We start from the raw sequence: 19,695 nt of genomic DNA on the forward strand, positions 1-19,695 counted from the left end.
GCTGCTTATTGGTTCTGCTTCAGCATGGTCTCGGCCGAAATGTAGCCCCAGGTCAGGTTCGGCCCGAGGGTCGTTCCGGCGCCCACGGCCCGGGTGCCGATCGGATTGGCCATGGCGAGACCGGCGGCGTAGAGGCCCGAGACGATCGAACCGTCTTCGCGCAGCACCTGCGCAAATTCGTTCGTGCGCGCGCCGCCCTTGGTGCCGATGATCGAGCGGTTGACGGAGAGCCCGATATAGGGCGGCTTGTCGATCGGCGTCAGTCGCACCTGACCGCCATCCTTCTTGCGCTCCCAGGCCGGTTCGCCGCGATGGAAGTCCTCGTCGCGGCCCTTGGCGCAGAGCGCGTTCCAGCGCTCGATCGATTCCTTCAGCTCCTTAACCGGCAGGCCGAGCTTGGCGGCAAGGCCCTCGATCGTATCGGCCTTCTTGACCCAGTCGCGCTCATAGGAAGCGTACCAGCGGAAGGTGATCGCCGATTGCAGGAAGCGATGATCGCCGACCAGATAGCAGGGGAGATGCACCGGCGAGCCGTCCGGATTACGCGCGTCCAGTGCCTCGCCGATGTTGAAATGCGCCTCGCTGACGAAGCGTTTGCCGAACCGGTTGACGACGATCGAATGCGGCTCGTAGAGGAAGTTGATCGGCAGGCCGTAACGCTTGCCCTCGTAACGTGTCGGCAGGCAGACATAGACGTTTGCCTGATCCATCCGGTCGAGATGGGCGCCAACCGAGGCCGCGAGTTTCTGGCCGTCGCCCTCGTTGGTGGACGGCGTGCCGATGCGGTCGAAGGGGCCTGGAAAATGCTTCTCGCGCATCTCCTTGTTCCATTCGAAACCGCCTGACGCAACAACCACGCCGCGACGAGCTGAAATGGTCTCGCGCCGCCCCTTGCTGTCGATCTCGACGCCGATGACGCGGCCGGTATTGTCCTGGACAAGGCCGACTGCCCTCGTCGACAGGCGGAAGGTGACGCCGGCATCGAGGCATCCCTTGATGAGGCCGGTCATCAGCGCCGTGCCTTGCGCACCGGAATTGGTCAACCACCGCCAAAGCAGCTTCGGCCACATCTTGAAGCCGGCGCGGATCGGATGATGGTAGAGGTCGAGATTGACGTTTTCCTGATAGGTGAAGACGTGCGGCAGGGTGGAGCGGCGCATCCGTCCGACCTGCTTCTCGACCAGATTGCGGCGAAGCGGCATTGGCGATAGCATGCGCCCGTATTTCTTGCCTCCCGGCGCCTCGACATAGGGGTCCGGCTCGTCGATGAGCCGGAAGTCGATCGGCGTGTTGTCGGAGACAAATTTCAGCATCGCCGGGGCATTTTCGACGAAGGCGCGATGGCGGGCGCCTTCCGTCTCGGCCCAGTCGGTGGGCTGAACTGCGCGAAGATAGTCGAGCGCATCCTGCTTGCTGTCGGCCACGCCTGCAGCCGCTGCGATGTGGTTCGCCGGAATCCATACACCCGAGCCGGACATGGCCGAGGTTCCGCCAAGCCGGTCGCTCTTCTCGATCGCCAGGACCTTGAAGCCTCCCTTTGCAGCGCGGAGCGCCGCCGAGCAGGCCGCCGAACCCGTCCCGATAACGACAACATCAAAGGTGTCCATCTCATTCCCCTAGTGGTGTTAGAAGCACTATAAGATGACGCCCTTCAATCTGTCCACTAATGTGTCGACACTTTTGAAGATTATTCGACCGGCACCCTGCGGAACTGGCCGGCGACCGCTAGTTTGTGCGGCAAGGGCAGAGCGGCCGTTGGCGCGATCCGCGAGGTTGAGAGGGCCGGGACGGGCAATACCGGCCAGCGAATGCTGGTCCTCCCCGTAATTTACGGTCCCTGAAATGACGAACGAGAAACTCGTTGAAGAGCCTCGTTCGGGCTGGCAGATGGGCTTTGGTCGGAAAGGCAATGTGCTAACTATGGATTGGTTCCTCTTCCTTCGATGACGGATTATCATACTCGACGTCCCCGGAAGGGCGGATCACCCCATAATGAACAGCCAAAGAATAGAGCGAAGTCGATATCGTTACTAAGACAGAAGAGGACGAATTGTCGGCATAGGGACAAGGCGGCGGCAACCGTTTCAGACGCCGACTTTTCTGAATTGCGAGTTCTGGCCGGGTCATCAGGAGAAATATTTGTTTCAGCAGCACTTCGGAGAACACCTGGGCGCCGCGGCAATTTCTTAGCGTTTGGAAATTTCGCTTCAAGTTCCGGACCCGTGTATTTTTGAAAACTCGACCGTTTCTAATGAAAATGCAGACTCAGGTTCGAATCCGCAATTTTCAGTGAACTCGGCCACTTACGGCCCGAGGCTGCAATATTGCTTGTGATATACAACGTACGATATGGCGAGTGGCAACGTGAGGCCGGAGACCGGTACTGATCATCAAACGGACATCTGAATAGCCTGCGGTTTTCACCTGGTGCGAAATTGAATAATATCTCTCGCTATTACAAATGGTCAACGAGAGCATCACGGATGTCTATGCAGGCGATCTACCACGGGGTCACGAGGGCAGCTGCCACAGGAGTTCTGATTATCTTTCCCGCCGTCTTCTTCGTTTCCTGCTCGACGGTCGGCGGCGCCGGCGGTCAATCTCGTCCCGTCACCGAGAGCAAATCGACTGATCCCGCCGACGCCAAAGATAAAGCGGCCGACCGTCGTCGGTGGGCAGAGAGAGTCCAACGGGATAATGAATTAGCACCAAGCGGGTCTGCATCGGGGTCTTATGGCTCTTTCGGTCCTCGTTTCAGTTGGTGAGAGATAGATTTGTAATTTTTCCTGTCTCGAGCTTTAGGGAACGGATTCGGCATAAGTTTCAAATCTTCATATCGACACGATGAAGGTGAAGAGCCGGAATTTTCATTAGCTCGGGGCCGCAATCGGTTCATACCGAAAGTCGATCTCGCTGCGGTCGCTTGTTATCACCGGCAACTGAATGAGGCCGAGGCCGCTAGACAAGCAATCTTAACCGATAGTGTCTGCAGAACACGCCGGCCATTTTCATGTCACGCGCTGACTGTCGCAGATAGTGTCGCAAGATTTTCATCGCTTGCGACCAAGACCTGCGACACGAGAGCCCCCGAATTTAGGAGCGCGGCTGTTCGATGGCTTCCGGCTCATGGGTATCGTGTTTACTCCGCAAGCATGCCTACGCCGAACATCAGCCAGAGCACCCCCAATACCGCCAACCCCAGGTGGATCGGCAATCCCCAGCGGCCGCCGAAAATGGTTGCGGCGCGATGCTTGCGCACCACCAACGCCAATATGGCAGAATGGGCAAGCAGCAACATGACGAGGCAGAAGGCTAGGAGTAACAGCAGGCCGAAACCGTCCGGCCCATTGCCATCGGCCGCGGTCGGCGCATGATAGCTCATCCAGTAGACCATCCAAACCAGCAGCGTAATGACGCTGATCGCCAAACTTACACCGTAATACCGCCGCATATGGCCGGGTTCCCTATTTTGTGGCACAGGAATGCCATGCGAGACATCGTAGATCGATATAATCATCGACCTTAGGGCATCAATTATTCTCTCTCCAGGATTTTCCGCGACTTTAGGTCCTGGCAATTTGCCCGAAGCGTAACGCGCGAGCATCTGCCTTCCTGGCGCCCAACCTTTTGCCGAGCCCCTTCTTCTTCTGGCGATGGGTTGGTTTGGCTTTGTCGGCGCGGCTTTTTGTCTAAACCCGTCCAGGCGTGGCTTCGGATTGCTCATCGTCCGATGGATGCGATCGCCCCCTCATTGCGGGAAAAGCGGGCTGCCATGCGCTGCGACCTCCTTGATGAGATCGGAGCGGCGCCGTGTGCCTGTCTTGCGGAAGAGCGAGGCGAAATGGCTTTTGACGGTGGGCACCGTGATGCCGAGGGCGGCTGCTATTTCGCTTGCGCTACCCATCGTCATCGCCGCTTGCAGGATCCTGATCTCGGCTGGCGACAAACGGTGGAGCTTCGCGACGACTTCGATACCCGATATGATCGGAATCTCGGCCCGGCGGATGAAAACTGCAGCGCTGGCCGAAAAGCCCAGACTTGCTTTCTGGCGCGCACCGGACGCCAATGGCAGCACATGGGCCAGGAAACGCACCCCGGTCGTATTTGTCAGCACGATCGATGGCCGCGCATCGCCGAGCGCCAGGTCGTTCCGAGTGCTTGCTGCAAGCAGTGCCGCTTGAAGCAAGCGGTCGGTCGCCGGATCGCAGGCTTTCAGGATGCCGTCCTGTTCCCTCACGATTTCCCTCGCATCAAGAAACTTGCGTCCCATTTCGTTGATGAAGTCGAGGCGGCCCGCCGGATCGACGAGAAATGCGCCGGCTGAAACCGCTCCAAGCAGGGCATCAAGCTTCGCGGTGCTGGCGCGCTGCGTATCGATCTCGCGCCCGATCATCGCAGCGCGTCTTACATGAGGCACGATCAGTGCCATCTTTCGACGGACTTCTTGATCGGTATAACCTTGCGCGCGGCTGCGGCGAACAGCAAAGAACGATGAGCTTGTCGGATATCGATAAATATTGGTGGCGGCGAAATCGATAAAGCCCTGCGGCGAAACCCATTCCTTGAAAAAGCGCGTCTGCTGGAACTCTTCATGCGGCATGAAGTCAATGCAGCTGAAAATGGCACCCGGCTCAAGGAATATGGCGGCGGGGAAGAGAGGATTCAGATGAACGTAACGTTCCCGATATTCCCTTTGAGCTTTGGGGTCTTCCCCATAACTATGCAAAACCATTGCCGATTGCGTTACCGGATCCTGCCAAGCCATATTGGCTGCCGCAGCATCAAGGAAGGAGCAGGTCATCTCCAGGGCATTCGGCCAGCTGTCCGGATCAAGGGCCGCATCATAGAAGGCGCCGACCACGCGCGATAGTTGCTCCGTCTCTGTTGTATCCATGCCAGAACGCGCCCCCGTTCAGTGTAATCGTGCTTCCATGTTAGGAATGACCACGCAACTATGAATATTGCTTCAAATATTATCTCCAATCAAAAGGATTTGAAAATACGGGGGTCCGAGTTCCAGCATGAGAAGCGGCTGACCGTCTTGTCGAGATGATGCGCAGCGATATCATACGCGAGCGAACTTCATTTCATGCATGGTTCGGCCCAATCCATGATGCTGCCATTCTGTCGAACGCGCCGGCGGACAGATGCAAAGCACTTCGCTGTGTTTCAGGCTAATTCGTTCGAGAGCGAAATGAGAGGAAACACATAATGGCGAATTTTCTGAAGAAGCGGCTCTCCAGGAAGGATGACAACCCAAGGCCGGCACAGAGAGCGTTGTCGATATCTTCGGTGCACGAGTGGCTATTGTGCAATCCTATCAGGGGGGCGTTGGAAGGCCATATTGCGCGATATAGGCCTACGGCTGCCCAGCGTCACTGAACTCTTCGGATCGAGGGTGTGCCGGTGCACCTCTTGCTGCAACAATAATCCGCCATCACATCCCGGGATTAAGCTACTATGTCAAAGTGATCATATTTCAGATCGAATACATCTTGAGCATCTGCTCCATTTCCTGCAACAGCATACCCGGCTGATCACCGGTTGCGGTCATCATTCCTCGGCCGTTTCTGCCTCCACCCTTCCGGATGGTACTGATCGCATCGATGATTCTGGAAAAATCTCCACTACCCTGTGGGTAAAATGGCGATGTATCGCAGACTACCACACCATTAAAGACCATCTGTATCTTATAGACGTAGCGCGGCTCTTCGTTATCCCAATGCTCGATGCCCATTGACACGCGATAGTATGTATTGGCCGGATGCGGTTCGCTTGCCGGCACATCGATATAGGTTATAGGGAAGTAGGCTTTGTGTATCATCAGCTCCCCAATTCACAGCCACTATGAACCTGGATGGAAAAGCCATACACCGCAAATTGATCCATAGGATTTGAAATTACGCAAGAGGGTCTTGAGGTGTGACAAATGCGACAGAGGCAACGGGACATGTTATTTTGACGAGCTGGGATCGATAGTATCCAGAACTTGGAGGAGAGTGCGCACGGCTGAAGAGCTCAAGGAGTAATAGATTGTTTGAGCATCCCTTCGTGTCCTGACCAGGCGTTCCCTTCGCAATTTTGCCAAGTGCTGCGATACTGCCGATTGGCTCATTCCGATATGAGTAATAATTCTGCTAACGGAAGCTTCTCCTTCCAGCAGCAAAGCAAGCGTCTCGAGTCGGATCGGATTTGCCATTGCCGTCAAGAGTGCGGCGGCAAGCTCTGCCTGTTTCTCATCCAATGCTCTGCTCCCATAGTTGCGGCGTTGTTCGGCGCACTGCTCGAGCTGTCTGCCATTGAGCTCCGGCCAACATTCCAAATCCTATGGAATGGCGATTTTGATAATAATTTTCGCGGACTTGGTTCGTTAAATCTATGAGGCAGATGTTGCTTATTGCCCAATGGGAGCCTTCCGCTACGCAGGATTCAACCGCCCAAAACATACAAATTTTAATCAAAATGATACTCGCCCAAAATTGGGCCACTCAAAATGATTGAATTTTTACTTTCCCGATTATCCCGACCTCTCCCTATGTGGAACTTTTCCGCAAGCGGCTCGCGATTTTAATGATGCGAGCGTAGAGGGATATTGAAGGCAAATTTCTCATAATGCCGTTATTTATGCCACTGGCGGCTCGGATATGTCTTCGGTCTTGCATTCAATGCATAGGTGATGTGAGATATTAGCGCTGTTTTAAATCGATTGAAATGCCTATATTCCGATCATCGAAACGACGCCGGGGCCGAGAAAGGTTGCTGACGTCAGCCAACCTCGGAAAAGAGAATTATTATGAACGTAGCACGCTCCTTCAACAATTGGCGCAAATTTCATCAAACCGTGGCCGAGCTTAGCCGCATGTCTGGTCGTGAATTGCAGGACCTTGGCATCGACCGGTCCGATATTCGCCGTATTGCCCGTGCATCGATCGCTCGCTAGTCGCGCGGAACCGATATCCGATAAAGCCATGTAACGCCCGCTCATGTTGCGGGCGTTTTTATATGGCGCCTTCATGCTTCAGGCCATGCGGTTCGCATGCTTGGGCGCCCATTTCGATATGTATTTATTGCATGTCTTCCATTTGAAGGCGTCGCCGTTTTGAGCAAACGGCATATGTTGGCCGCATTGAAGCAATTCATCGCCATCCAGTTGCACATTCCAAGTAATGCATTCGAGAAGCAGGCGCCGTCAAAAATGCGTTTGCCCTCGATTGTGTCTATATTGATGGCGATCATAGCGTCGGCCATTGTTTTGGCTTTATGAGCAAAGTTCTCTGAATAGATTGATCAACGGTGCCCGCGCAACATGCAGATCTGGTTTGAAATCCGTCGTCAATTATTCCAATCGATACGGCCGATCATCCTCGGTCTATGTATTATATCGCTGCTTTCCTATGAGTTATGGCGCAGTCATTCTGCAGCACGCGTGGAGGCGGAAAACACGGTCTTCAACCTCGTTCATGTCATGTCCGAGCAAATCGCTCGGACTATTCAGTCGATTGATCTGAACTTGCAGGGCATCGCAGGCGAGATTTCCAGCAATCCGAGCCTCGCCGACAACGATTCCACGTTTCGCAACGAACTGCATAAACGCCTGGCGACACTCCCCTACGTCCGCGCTTTGTTCGTGATTGGGGCCGATGGATATATCTCTCACGATACCGATTATCCGTCGACGCCAAGAGTTAGCCTTGCCGACCGGGAGTATTATCGCGTGCATAAACTGGATGCGTCGGTTCAGATGCATATCAGCGGTCCATTGAAAAGCCGTTCCGTGGGCGTCTGGTTCATCAGTATGAGCAGAAGAATAAACGCGGCGAACGGCGATTTCCGCGGCATCGTCGTCGCTGCCGTGGAGCCGCTGTATTTCGAGCGCTTCTATCGGCAATTATGGATGGGCGACGGCACGATCCTTCTCTTGCTGGAGGATGGGACGCTGCTTGCCCGCTCTCCGGAAGACGATCGGGCGATGGGAACTTCTTTTGCCGCCGCAGAGCCATTCCGCAGCCTGCTCACGCGCGATAGTCATGGGGTCTACTGGGGTGAAAGCCCGATCGACGGTATCCACAGGGTCATCGGCTACCAACATCTGGATTCTCTTCCGGTCGTGGTTATGATGACGCTGAACGAGACTGAGGTGATGAGTGCCTGGCGGACTCATGCGACCGTGGGGATCATAGGCGCCACAATCCTGCTGCTGTTGCTCCTTGCGCTGGAATGGTTGTCGCGCCGTAGCAGGTATCGTGAGGAATTGGCTCGCCTGCGTCTGGAGCGTGCCCAGAGGCTGGAAGCGATAGGGCGGTTTGCCGGTGGCATCGCGCATGATATCGGCAATCTCATGCGGATTGTTCGCTCGGGCGTCTCGGTCCTGCGACCGATGGTGACAGACAGGCGTGACGCGCTCGGCGTACTTGACGAGATCGACCAATCCCTTGTGGCCGGGAGGGAAATGGTCAACCAGCTACTCTCTCATGCGTGGAACACGGAGACGCGCCTTGAAGCATTCGACCTCAATCAGCTCATTTCAGAAGCTTTGCCTATCCTGACGCAAGCCGCAGGGCCGCTCACCAAGGTTACGACCACTTTAACGGAGGATGCGGCCATCTGCCTTGTCGATAAGAAGCAGTTCCAATCCGCCATTGTCAATCTGGTCTTGAACGCGCGCGATGCGATGCCGTTCGGCGGAACGGTATGTATCGATGTCCGTATCGCGCAGGAAGACGGTGGAAATGGCGTTTCGCGTTGGGTGGATATCCATGTAAGCGACGACGGCGCCGGTATGGCCGACGATGTCAGGCACCGAGCTTTCGATCCGTTCTTCACGACGAAGGAGCCAGGTCTTGGCAATGGTGTGGGTTTGAGCCAAGTGCTGGATTTCGTCCGCCAGTGCAGCGGCCGTGTGGAGATTTTCAGCAAGGAAAATCGGGGCACCGTCGTTAGGCTTCGGCTACCGTTGGAGATGGGAGCAGACGCGCTCGTCGATGTATCGAATTCGCATCGAGCCGGGGGAATGAACCCTGAACGGAAGTCCACGCCCCAGAACAGAGACAATCGTCATGGCTGAAACCACCGGCCGCCTTTCCATATTGATCGCTGATGATCATCCGCTGATACGCGCAGGCATAAGGACATGCTTTGCGGTGCGACCGGAATGGTACATTTGTGCCGAAGCTAAAGATGGTGAGGCCGTGGTCAATCTTGCCCGAGAGCATAATCCCGATGTCGTTATCCTCGATTTTTCCCTTCCTCTGCGTAATGGATTGGAAGTAACGCGGCTCCTTTCCCGGGAATTTCCGCGCTTGGGCATATTGATTTATACGATGCATAATCAAGATGAACTCGTGATGGATCTGCTGGAGGCCGGAGCGCGTGGCTGGGTATCAAAAAACGACGAAGATATCGCGCTGTTAACCGCCATCGAGACCGTGGTCGAGGGGCGGACATATGTGAGCCACACGATTGGTCCATATCCGTTTAATTCGCCGCCGCTCGTCTCTGATGGCTCTTCGCGGTCGGTCTTGACGCCGCGAGAGCTTGAAATTGTAAAACTTGTCTCGGAGGGTGCAACAAACCGGCATATTGCCGCTCGGTTAAATGTCAGCATCAAGACTGTCGATTCACATCGAATGGCGGCAATGAGAAAGCTGGAGGTGCACACGGTTGCCGAGCTTGTCCGCTGCGCGATCAGGAGAAGATTGATTTCACCGTGACCCGGGTTGCGTTGAAGGTTTCCAGGGGGGAGGGACGGGGTTATTTCATAAAGCGGACTTCTATCAGGTGAATACCTGATATGCTCGATCCAGATTTCCATGTTAGGCGGGTGAGCAATCTCTCTTGACCAGACGGTGCAACGCGATGGCTCGACGAATCTATTGCTCGCTTTTGCAACTGGTCACTCCTGCTGACCGGAATATGGCATGCCCAATAGACAGCCGAACTTCGTTTCGTCCCGGCACTATGTCGAACTCGCCGAACAGTTCATCGATATCGGCTTTTGGAATGCGGACATAAGGGGCGGAGAGATCCGCGGTACCGACGGCTTTTCCAGGCTGACGGGTCTTCCTCGTGGGGAAGCGATAAATCTCCAGCGTTGGATTTCGTTATTGCATCCCGACGACCGCGAGAACTTTCGCGCCCTCTTCTCAATCGCGACAATGGGGGAATCCGTGTCGAGAGAAGTCCGTTTGGTACAGCGAAACCATCCCCCTCGCTGGGTCCGGATCGCCGCGGAGCATTCCGCCGTGAACGGTCGCCTTGTCGGTCTTATTCAAGGCTTGTCCAGCGATCGCGAAGCGCGGGCTGCAGTCTATAGGGAGCGTGCAAGGCTCACCACCTTTCTCGACATGACGCGCGAAATCTTTTGGTCAATGGATCTCGCCGGCACCATTATCGATCGCAGGGGATGGCAGGCCATCACAGGCCAGGATCCGGACGAAGCCGAAAACGTCGGCTGGGAGACCGTGATACATCCCGACGACCGCGACCGCGTTCTTGAAAAATGGTCGATTTGTCTGCGTGAAGAAGTCGCCTTTGAGAGCTATCATCGTTTACGCTACGCAGACGGTATGTACAAACGGGTACTGGCGCGATGCATGCCCGTCCGGCAAGAGAATGGAGCGATCATCGAGTGGCTTGGAGGCATCCAGGAAATATGGCGCGTTGAGTGCGCGGAACCCCGGTTGGATCACATCGCTGCTCTGAAACCCCAGCAGTTACGAGCCGCGCGAGCGATGCTTGGTTGGTCGGCAGACAGACTTGCCCATGAAGCCGGTGTCTCTCCGGCGACGATAAGGCGTTATGAAACCACCGACGAGCACATGAAGGAAGTGACCGTCTCGGCGATACTCGCGGTACTCAATCGTCATGGTATTGTTATGTCGTATTCTTCCGGATCGATAGGCGTAACTTTAGCGATCGAAAACGAACCTCAAGCTTAAATCGAAACAAGACGATGAAAATCTAATCAATTTATTTCCTGCAGCCGAGCTTCTGCATGTTTTTTGATAGAAAATTCTGCAATTTTCTTCCTTGATTCTCTCGCGGAGGGTTAACTTGTATGATGATCGTCAATATCTGTCTGCTAGCTTAAAATAGCCAGATGATAAGGTCATTATCGAAACCGACATGAGGGCGGGTTTGGAACAAAAGTCAAAGCCGAATTGCGAGCCGTCGAATGCGTCCCTTGAGAATAATCTTGCCGGTTTCCGATCCTAGCAAGCGGTTGCGTTCAAAGAACAAAGAACGCATGCCAGGCTTGAGTTTCACGCTCCGAACCGACTGATATTCTGGTTGATCAATCTGCCCGAACGCTGTGCGTAAGCGACGGCTCGACTGCATCGCACGCACCTGTTGAATTTCTTTCCAGCGCTCCTCCCGGCCCATGAGGCGCGGAGCGCAGACCAATGAGCATTTTCAAATTCTATTAACGACTGTGAGGAGGGATCATGAAATCTCTAGTTTTCGGCTATGCTTCCGATGCAGCGGCCGTACTTGCCGCAATGCAGAAGTCCCAGGCGATCATCGAATTCGATCTCGATGGCAAGATACTCAAAGCAAATGAAAATTTTTGTCATGCCTTGGGTTATGCTCCTTCTGAGATCATCGGGCAGCATCATCGAATGTTTGTCGATCCTGCGGAGGCCGGCTCAGAACATTATCGCGCATTCTGGGCGAAACTTGCTCGTGGCGAATTCGACCGGCGACAATACAAACGTATCGGCAAGGGTGGCAAGGAAGTCTGGATTGAGGCGTCCTACAACCCGGTGTTTCGCCGCGGCAAGCCTTACAAGATCGTCAAGTTTGCCACCGATATCACTGCGCAGAAGCTAAGGAGCGCAGAGGACGTGGGTAAATTGGATGCCTTGTCGCGGGCACAGGCGGTCATCGAATTCACGCCGACGGGCGATATCATCACCGCAAATCAGAATTTTCTTTCCACTCTCGGCTACCAGATTTCGGAAATCGAGGGGCGGCATCATTCGATGTTCTGCGAGGCGGCCTATGCGCAGAGTCCCCAGTACAAACAGTTCTGGGAACGCCTGCGTGGCGGCGAATTCGTTGCGGAAGAATTCATGCGCATCGGCAAGGGTGGCCGGCGAGTTTATATTCAAGCCTCCTACAATCCAATTTTCGACATGAATGGCAGCGTGTTCAAGGTCGTGAAATTCGCGACCGACGTCACCAGCCGTGTCGAAAATGTCGAATCGCTTGCCGGCGCGCTGAAAAGCCTCGCGAATGGCGATCTGACTTTGACTCTTTCAAACCCATTCATTCCATCCCTCGAACAATTACGTACCGATTTCAACGGGGCGTCGGAAAAGCTGTGCGCTGCAATGCGCGCGGTCGGTGAAAATGCACAGGTGATCGCTGCCGGCTCCAATCAGATTCGTTCCGCTGCTGACGATCTGTCGAAGCGAACTGAACAGCAGGCGTCTTCGGTCGAGCAGACAGCGGCCGCTCTGGAGGAAATCACGACGACGGTCACAGATTCCAGCCGTCGCGCTGCTGAAGCGGGCAAGCTTGTTGCGACTACGCGACAGGACGCTGAGAAGTCCGGAGAGATCGTCCGCACCGCAATTACGGCGATGAGCGCGATCGAAGGATCGTCAAACGAGATTTCCAACATTATCGGCGTAATCGATGACATCGCCTTCCAGACGAATCTCCTGGCGCTTAACGCCGGCGTCGAAGCCGCTCGCGCCGGCGAGGCCGGAAAAGGGTTTGCCGTCGTAGCGCAAGAGGTTCGTGAACTCGCGCAACGCTCGGCAAAGGCGGCCAAGGAAATAAAGGCGCTCATCAATACTTCCAGCGAGCAGGTGAAATCCGGAGTCTCGCTCGTCGTGCAAACGGGAGATGCTCTGCAGGAGATCGTCCGGCAAGTTCAGAACATCAGCCTCAATGTGGTGGCGATCGTGGATGCATCCCGGGAGCAGGCGACCGGTCTGAAGGAGATCAACACCGCTGTTAACAGCATCGACCAGGGGACGCAGCAGAATGCCGCGATGGTCGAAGAATCCACCGCCGCGAGTCATAGCCTGGCACGCGAGGCCGACGCTCTCTTCACCCTCCTGGGGCAGTTCCGTGTCGCCGAGGAGAATAGCCGAAGCAGAGTAAAGGATCTGGCGTCCGTCACAAGCCCGATGTCCCTCATGCCGCGCAGGCTGGCGGGATAATGCCGGGGTTCTCGCTCGGGAGCGCCTCCGGAATGGTTTGATTAACGATCGCGGCAAACGGCTGAGTTTCCCAGAGTAATATTGGATATGGTTTTGCGCCGCGTCCGGGAAGTGAGGAGGCAATGTATTAATGAAGCAGGTGATACAGCGGGTCCAGGGGTTCATGTCGATCCCAGTCGACAATCCGGAGTTGCTCAAGGCGCAATATCGTGCGTTTTCGCGGCAGATGCCGCTAATGTATCTTATTCTCCTGTCGAGCACCTGGGCAGTGGCTCTTACCCATTTGCCGGTCGCGCCTCTCTGGCTGACGGGAGGAATTCCCGGCGTGCTTACGCTTGTATGCGCCGTGAGAGTTCTGCACTGGTGGAAGTCTCGCCGCACCAGTCCGACGGCGGAGGGCGCGCTGCGGGCTCTCCGGCAAGTCAACTATCTTGCCTTCGGCATCGCCCTGTCCTTCACCGCCTGGTCGTTCCTGCTCTTTCCTTATGGAGACGCTTACACCCGGTCACATCTGGCCTTTTACATGGCCATCACGGTAATTTCCTGCATCTTCAGCCTGATGCACCTGCGTTCGGCCGCCCTGATCGTGGCCATGCTCGTTAACGGAGCATTCATCGCGTTCTTCGCAGCAACCGGGCAGCCGACCTTCATCGCGACCGCAGTCAACATTGCCTTTGTTTCAATAGGCATGCTGGTGATCATCAACATCAATTATCGCGACTTCGCGCGGATGATCAACGCACAGACCGAGGCACGCCGGAGGGAAGAGGCGCAAACCCGTTTGCTGCGGATGATCGATGACATGCCTGTCGCCGTGATGACCGTTGAACCGGATACGCTGAACATCAATTATGCCAATGAAACCTCGAAACGTTTGATTTGCCTGATCGAGCATCTGCTACCGATCAAGGCGGACGCTTTGCTCGGCACGTCCATCGACGTTTTCCATAAACATCCTGCGCACCAGCGCAGGTTGCTGGCCAATCCCGCCAACCTCCCGCACAACGCTCGCATCAATCTCGGGTCGGAAGTACTGGATCTAAAGGTTTCCGCCATCATGGCCGATGATGGCAGCTATCTTGGACCCATGCTCACCTGGGCGATCGTCACCAAGGAAGTGGAGGCCGAAAGACGCATTCGGCAGCTTGCTCATTATGACACACTGACCGGCCTCGCCAACCGTATCACTTTCAGCGAGCAAATGGAGGCGAACCTCGCCGCACCGGGAAATGGACCTGGCCTTCTGTTTATCGATCTCGACGGGTTCAAGCTGGTGAACGACACCAGAGGACATCGTGTCGGCGACCAATTGCTGCAGCAAGTCGCCGATCGGTTACGCATCGTCTGCAACGATCCGGCCATGATGATCGGCCGGCTTGGCGGCGATGAATTTGCAGCACTGATTCAGTGCGATGATACGCCGCCACTGGAAAATCTCGCAGCGCGGATCATCGATGCGCTGTCATCGCCCTACACACTTGACCATAACAGGCAGATTCAAATCGGCGCTTCGATCGGTATCGCGCTCGCTCCGATGCATGGCAACACCGGCGAGGCATTGTTGGCTCGTGCCGATATAGCGCTCTATGCCGCCAAGGCTGCGGGCAAAGGAACATATAGGCTTTTCTCCGACGACATGGAAAGCAAGATCCAGGAACGAGTACGCATGCAAGCCAAGCTGCGGACTTCGCTCCAGACGCGAAAAGGATTATTCGTCTTCTACCAGCCGATCGTTGATGTTCGCAGCGGAAAGGTTACCGCCCGCGAGGCGCTGATCCGTTGGCACCATCCGCAACACGGATGGATTTCTCCAGGCGAGTTTATTCCAGTTGCCGAGCAAGGCGGTTTGATAGAACAGCTCGGGGAGTTCGTACTGAACACGGCCTGCCGCGAAGCCGCCCAATGGGAAGACGGCGCGTGCGTGGCCGTCAACATATCGGCTGCACAGCTTGGCAAAGGGACACTCGTGCCTGTCGTTCTGGAGGCCCTGACGCGTACCGGTTTGCCCCCGAACCGCCTCGAAATCGAAGTTACCGAAACCGCCATGCTCGAAGACGAACATAGCGGGATCGGAGACCTGCGCCTCATTCGCGATATGGGTGTACGTGTGGCGCTTGACGACTTCGGAACCGGTTATTCCTCGCTCACCCATCTCCGTGCGTTTCCTTTCGATAAGATCAAGATCGACGGGTCTTTCGTGAAGGATGCCGTCGAGCGACCGGAATCGGCTGCCGTCGTAAGCGCCATTGCCGACCTCGGAAAACGGCTGGGCGTGACCACGGTAGCCGAAGGGGTTGAAACCGAGGCCCATCTGCAGCGAGTCATCGACGAAGGGTGTACGGAGGTTCAGGGCTATTTCTTTGGTCGGCCCGAGCCGAGTGCCAAAGATGCCGCCGCCGTAGCGGAGTTAAACAAGGTGACAACCAGGATCGCAGCCGCCTAAAACCGCCAGGTAACAGAGCCTATGAAATCCCTGACCTTGACCATCTGGTGCATCCGATCTGTGACGGAGATGGGTGCAAGCCTGCATCCGGCCTATATCGCCGGGGAGACGATTTTGAACTTTGATCCCGGACCGGACGCCATTGCGATTTCGCGCGCATGCTCGCTTTTCCCGGCATCCTCGCCAGCGGCTCGTTAAACATACAAATCGAGGAAAACTCCGAATATGTCGGTAGCATGGAAATGGTGTCGATTTGCCCGAATGTGTGACGAGAAGGCGTCTTTGGGGCGGAGCATCGTCAAGAAATTCGTTTCGCCTTGCGATCGGGGAGTTGATCTCCTACGGGAAATCATTAACGCCTTCGGGTCTAACCGAACGAGATCGGTGGTTGCGTCTGGTGCGTCTGAGAACTTAAAGGGACCTCTTTCATGATGACGGTGCTTGGCTGCATCATCAACGAACACAATATCTGGCTCGTGGGCATGGCTGCCGTTCTCTGCGCCGCGGGCTCGTGGGTCACGGCTCGCCTTTATCAGCGAACGTTCAGCACGACAGGCGCGCAGCGGATAGGCTGGCACATCCTGACGGCGCTTGCCGCCGGGGTTGCTATCTGGTGCACTCATTTCGTCGCCATGCTTGGCTTCGACCCCGGAACGCCGATAGGATTCGATCCCGTCCTGACGGTCGTTTCCCTGCTCACCGCCGTCATTGGCGCCACGGCCGGTTTCGCCATTGCCGGAAGCCGTGTTGCTCGTTTCATGCCGGCCCTTGGCGGTGCGGTCGTCGGTCTGGCGATCGCGGCGATGCACTATACCGGCATGATGGCCTATCGAGTGCAGGGTATCGTATCGTGGGACATGAGGTATCTGATCGCGTCGATCGTGCTCTCGGTCGTCTTGGCTGCGGCAGCGCTGCACATGGCCATGCGATCCGGTCGGTACGCCGCCAACGTCATGGCCGGTATCCTGGCGTTTGCGATTGTCGCACTACATTTCACCGGCATGACGGCTTTCCGCGTGGAACCGGCGTTGATCGAGGGTTCCTTTACAAATCCTGAAGCGCTGCACGCTCTTGCTCTGGCCGTTGCGGGCATGGCTTTCGTTATTGTCGTGGCCGGTATGGTCAGCTACCTCATCGACGACAGCAGCCGTGCCGAAACCATCGAGCGTCTTCGCGTGATGGCGCTAAACGACCCGCTCACCGGCCTGCCGAACCGGGCCAATTTCGGCGAGCGTCTTGACCACGAGTTCGATCTCGCGAAAAGTCAGGGAGGCAGGCTCGCGCTGGTCGGCATCGACCTCAACCGTTTCAAGGAGATCAACGACCTGCGCGGCCATAGTGCCGGCGACGAGGTATTGCGTATCCTCGGGCGGCGCATGAAGGGCGCCTTGCGCGAAACCGAAGGAGAGTTTGTCGCTCGGACAGGCGGAGATGAGTTCGCGGCCCTTTATCGGATGGACAATGCGGACGGTCTTTCCGAATTCCTGTCTCGACTCGAATCTGCCTGCTTCCAGCCCATTCACATCGAGGATTACGCGATCATGCCGGGTGCGAGCTTCGGCGTAGCGATCTTTCCCGACGATGCGGCCGACAAGACGACGCTTGTCAACAATGCCGATCTCGCCATGTATCGGGCGAAGTCCACGGCCGGAGGATCGGCATGCTTCTATGAGCCGTCTATGGATGAAACGGTACGTGCGCGGCGCAGTCTCGCCGCCGATCTGCGCGAAGCGCTGGCCGGAAACCAGCTTTCCATCCATTACCAGGTGCAGACCTCGGTCTCGACCGGCGAGGTCCAGGGTTACGAGGCATTGCTGCGCTGGAACCATCCGCGGCTCGGTCCGGTTTCACCGGCCGAGTTTATTCCGCTAGCAGAGGAAAACGGATTGATCCTGCCGATCGGCGAATGGGTTTTGCGAACCGCATGCGCCACGGCCGCAACCTGGGACCCGCCGCACAAGGTCGCCGTGAATCTGTCGGCCGTTCAGTTCGGGCATGCCGATCTGCCGCGGCTTATCATGGAGGCGCTGATGGAGAGCGGACTCCCGCCGGAGCGATTGGAACTCGAACTGACCGAGACGACAATCTATGCCGACAAGACGCGAGCCTTGCATACGGTGCGCCAGATCAAGGCTCTCGGCGTGAGCATCGCGCTTGACGATTTCGGGACCGGCTATTCCTCTCTCGATACTCTCCGCTCCTTCCCGTTCGACCGTATCAAGATCGACCGCTCGTTCCTTGCCGAGACGACACCGACACCGCAAAGCATCGCCATCATCCGGGCAATATTGGCGCTAGGCAAGAGTCTCGGCATTCCGGTTCTAGCCGAAGGGATCGAGACCCAGGACCAGCTTTCCATGCTCTCGAGCGAAGGCTGCGATGAGGCTCAGGGCTTCCTGCTCGGACGTCCTGGTCCCATGGACCAGATTGCCGCAGCGGGCCAGATGCGTGCTGGCGGGGGACACCGCGTGTGAGTGCTGCTTTCTCCGACAGACGGTTTGCTTACTGCAACGACGGCACGGCTATCGCAAGGACGCGCGCAGAAGTGTCATGGCGATAGTCGATAGGCCAGACGGCAAGCAGCCGCTCAAGTCATCCTTGCATCCGGCCTTTGCGAACGGGGAGGGGAATGACTGTGCGGAAACGCCTATCGTACTACAGCGTCGCATGCATGCATGCTGACGGCGATCTCGATCTCTCGAAAGCACGCTGAAATTAAAATGCGTGTCCGATCGCCAGCGACTAAGCGCCTAAATGTTGCCTATCGTCAGCTATGCAGCCAGGCTCTACCGGTCTGACGTTTGACATCGGAAACTCAACGCGATTGCGCCCGGCCATTTTCGCGGAATATAGCGCCTGGTCCGCCCGGCGCAGCATATCCTCGAACATCGCGTCGTCGGGATTATACATGGCGATACCTGCCGAAATAGTGACGGGTATCCTGATGTTTCCGGCGTAGATCGCGGCTGCTTCCACTGCAGATCGTACGGCTTCTATAGTTTCAGCGACCCTGTTTGGAGGAACTCCGCTGAACAGGACGGTGAATTCCTCGCCGCCGGTGCGCGCAATCATATCAACCTTGTCAGCGTGGCTTCGAAATTGATCCACAACGCCGACCAGCACCATATCACCCGCATCATGGCCATGCGTATCGTTAATTGCTTTGAAATTGTCGATATCCAGAACTGCCACGGCAAAATCGCCCCTCTGCTTCGTTGCCTGTTCGAAGCCCCTGGTGCTGAGAAGAGCCAGCATGCGGCGATTTGGCAGCCCGGTCAGGTAGTCCGTCGCGGCTGCGATCTCCAGCTGTCGTCTTAGTTTGTCCGAGCACATTAATAGAAATGCGGTGGTCCCCACCACGGGCAGGAGTGTCATCAATATCGGCGACAGCAAGTTCAACCAGTTCACGCCGGACTCGATGGCAAAATCCGAGCTGAGACCCATAACCAGGTATATGGCGAGCCGGCACAGCGTATAGAAAGCGACCACAGAAAAAATGCCGAACAGAACCCATCGGCTAAGCGAGGTATCTTCAGTTCTGCTGTTCAACAATGTGAGGGCGCTGGCCAGCATAAGAAAAATCCAGACCGCTGAAACGACGATAAGCCGAATGTGAAAGTTGGGCGAGATCGCAGAAAACCATAGGACACATGCTGTCGCGATACTTGCCGGCAGAAGCTGCCAGAGCTTTGGGCTTGCATTGCAAAATCGTTGGACCGCCGCATAATAAGCGGTGAGGGCGAAGCTCATGAAGCCATTCGCCGCCAAAAGCATCAGCGGCCTGGGTAATAGACCGGTTGCGGCAAAGACCACACAACCGGCGGCGGCAAGCATCGTACCGAGCTGCCAATAGATCGCCGCAGGACGTAGCGTCGTCGCTAAGTCACGATAGACAACGGCAAGGACAATGCCATTTGCGAGCATCATCAGGGACACCGTCGTAAAGACCGTTCCCGCTTCCATCATAATCCAGGCATCCGCTGTAACATTTGTATCGGCTAGGATAATCACAAGCACAACTACAATGCATGACTGAATCGATCGTTGCCATTTTGGATGAGCAAATGGTTTTAACAATCA

Annotated in this window: 13 protein-coding genes; 7 read left to right on the plus strand and 6 right to left on the minus strand. The window is 56.0% G+C overall.

Features of this window, described 5'->3' with window-relative positions; translation table 11 throughout:
- Positions 1-5: 5 nt before the first annotated feature.
- The 5 genes from ACJJVH_RS29545 to ACJJVH_RS29565 form a co-directional block, all read right to left on the minus strand.
- Positions 6-1,607, minus strand: a complete 1,602-nt coding sequence (locus ACJJVH_RS29545) for an FAD-dependent oxidoreductase (protein WP_412066890.1) — start codon at positions 1,605-1,607, stop codon at positions 6-8.
- 1,532 nt (positions 1,608-3,139) lie between these two features.
- Positions 3,140-3,604: a hypothetical protein gene (locus tag ACJJVH_RS29550; protein ID WP_162749180.1), complete on the minus strand. Its 465-nt coding sequence runs from the start codon at positions 3,602-3,604 to the stop codon at positions 3,140-3,142.
- Positions 3,605-3,748: 144 nt separating this feature from the next.
- On the minus strand, positions 3,749-4,861 hold the full coding sequence (locus tag ACJJVH_RS29555; RefSeq protein ID WP_162760951.1) for a helix-turn-helix domain-containing protein: 1,113 nt from the start codon (positions 4,859-4,861) through the stop codon (positions 3,749-3,751).
- Between the two features lie 618 nt (positions 4,862-5,479).
- Complete coding sequence (locus ACJJVH_RS29560; RefSeq protein WP_412066891.1) at positions 5,480-5,824, minus strand: hypothetical protein; 345 nt, start codon at positions 5,822-5,824, stop codon at positions 5,480-5,482.
- Between the two features lie 129 nt (positions 5,825-5,953).
- The gene (locus ACJJVH_RS29565) at positions 5,954-6,199 is read right to left on the minus strand and encodes a metalloregulator ArsR/SmtB family transcription factor (RefSeq protein ID WP_113358439.1); all 246 of its coding nucleotides are present in this window, start codon (positions 6,197-6,199) and stop codon (positions 5,954-5,956) included.
- 594 nt (positions 6,200-6,793) lie between these two features.
- On the opposite strand from ACJJVH_RS29565, the gene ACJJVH_RS29570 reads away from it, so the two are divergent.
- From ACJJVH_RS29570 to ACJJVH_RS29600, 7 genes are all read left to right on the plus strand, one after another.
- On the plus strand, positions 6,794-6,940 hold the full coding sequence (locus ACJJVH_RS29570; protein ID WP_113358315.1) for a DUF1127 domain-containing protein: 147 nt from the start codon (positions 6,794-6,796) through the stop codon (positions 6,938-6,940).
- 366 nt (positions 6,941-7,306) lie between these two features.
- Positions 7,307-9,064 carry a hybrid sensor histidine kinase/response regulator gene (locus ACJJVH_RS29575; protein ID WP_113405885.1) on the plus strand — a complete coding sequence of 586 codons (1,758 nt, stop codon included), beginning with the start codon at positions 7,307-7,309 and terminating at the stop codon, positions 9,062-9,064.
- The gene (locus ACJJVH_RS29580; protein WP_113358313.1) at positions 9,057-9,710 is read left to right on the plus strand and encodes a response regulator transcription factor; all 654 of its coding nucleotides are present in this window, start codon (positions 9,057-9,059) and stop codon (positions 9,708-9,710) included. The genes ACJJVH_RS29575 and ACJJVH_RS29580 overlap by 8 nt, the downstream gene beginning before the upstream one ends.
- A 207-nt stretch (positions 9,711-9,917) precedes the next feature.
- A complete protein-coding gene (locus ACJJVH_RS29585) occupies positions 9,918-10,937 on the plus strand; it encodes a PAS domain-containing protein (protein ID WP_113383460.1) in 1,020 nt (339 codons plus the stop codon).
- Positions 10,938-11,444: 507 nt separating this feature from the next.
- Complete coding sequence (locus ACJJVH_RS29590; protein ID WP_113452623.1) at positions 11,445-13,172, plus strand: PAS domain-containing methyl-accepting chemotaxis protein; 1,728 nt, start codon at positions 11,445-11,447, stop codon at positions 13,170-13,172.
- 130 nt (positions 13,173-13,302) lie between these two features.
- The gene (locus ACJJVH_RS29595) at positions 13,303-15,615 is read left to right on the plus strand and encodes a putative bifunctional diguanylate cyclase/phosphodiesterase (RefSeq protein WP_412066892.1); all 2,313 of its coding nucleotides are present in this window, start codon (positions 13,303-13,305) and stop codon (positions 15,613-15,615) included.
- 428 nt (positions 15,616-16,043) lie between these two features.
- A complete protein-coding gene (locus ACJJVH_RS29600) occupies positions 16,044-18,089 on the plus strand; it encodes a bifunctional diguanylate cyclase/phosphodiesterase (protein ID WP_113358309.1) in 2,046 nt (681 codons plus the stop codon).
- Positions 18,090-18,357: 268 nt separating this feature from the next.
- Here ACJJVH_RS29600 and ACJJVH_RS29605 read toward each other — a convergent pair whose 3' ends face one another.
- Positions 18,358-19,581 (minus strand): GGDEF domain-containing protein, encoded by a 1,224-nt coding sequence (locus tag ACJJVH_RS29605; protein WP_113383464.1) that lies wholly within the window; start codon positions 19,579-19,581, stop codon positions 18,358-18,360.
- Between the last annotated feature and the right edge of the window lie 114 nt (positions 19,582-19,695).

This window comes from Rhizobium sp. SYY.PMSO, assembly GCF_046840415.1.
Classification (GTDB): domain Bacteria; phylum Pseudomonadota; class Alphaproteobacteria; order Rhizobiales; family Rhizobiaceae; genus Rhizobium.

What these genes read in the sequence shown, in the direction of transcription:
- ACJJVH_RS29545 (WP_412066890.1), bottom strand. Translation starts at nt 1,607, where the DNA reads ATGGACACCTTTGATGTTGTCGTTATCGGGACGGGTTCGGCGGCCTGC.
- ACJJVH_RS29550 (WP_162749180.1), bottom strand. Translation starts at nt 3,604, where the DNA reads ATGCTCGCGCGTTACGCTTCGGGCAAATTGCCAGGACCTAAAGTCGCG.
- ACJJVH_RS29560 (WP_412066891.1), bottom strand. Translation starts at nt 5,824, where the DNA reads ATGATACACAAAGCCTACTTCCCTATAACCTATATCGATGTGCCGGCA.
- ACJJVH_RS29565 (WP_113358439.1), bottom strand. Translation starts at nt 6,199, where the DNA reads ATGGCAAATCCGATCCGACTCGAGACGCTTGCTTTGCTGCTGGAAGGA.
- ACJJVH_RS29570 (WP_113358315.1), top strand. Translation starts at nt 6,794, where the DNA reads ATGAACGTAGCACGCTCCTTCAACAATTGGCGCAAATTTCATCAAACC.
- ACJJVH_RS29575 (WP_113405885.1), top strand. Translation starts at nt 7,307, where the DNA reads ATGCAGATCTGGTTTGAAATCCGTCGTCAATTATTCCAATCGATACGG.
- ACJJVH_RS29580 (WP_113358313.1), top strand. Translation starts at nt 9,057, where the DNA reads ATGGCTGAAACCACCGGCCGCCTTTCCATATTGATCGCTGATGATCAT.
- ACJJVH_RS29585 (WP_113383460.1), top strand. Translation starts at nt 9,918, where the DNA reads ATGCCCAATAGACAGCCGAACTTCGTTTCGTCCCGGCACTATGTCGAA.
- ACJJVH_RS29590 (WP_113452623.1), top strand. Translation starts at nt 11,445, where the DNA reads ATGAAATCTCTAGTTTTCGGCTATGCTTCCGATGCAGCGGCCGTACTT.
- ACJJVH_RS29595 (WP_412066892.1), top strand. Translation starts at nt 13,303, where the DNA reads ATGAAGCAGGTGATACAGCGGGTCCAGGGGTTCATGTCGATCCCAGTC.
- ACJJVH_RS29600 (WP_113358309.1), top strand. Translation starts at nt 16,044, where the DNA reads ATGATGACGGTGCTTGGCTGCATCATCAACGAACACAATATCTGGCTC.
- ACJJVH_RS29605 (WP_113383464.1), bottom strand. Translation starts at nt 19,581, where the DNA reads ATGATGGAAGCGGGAACGGTCTTTACGACGGTGTCCCTGATGATGCTC.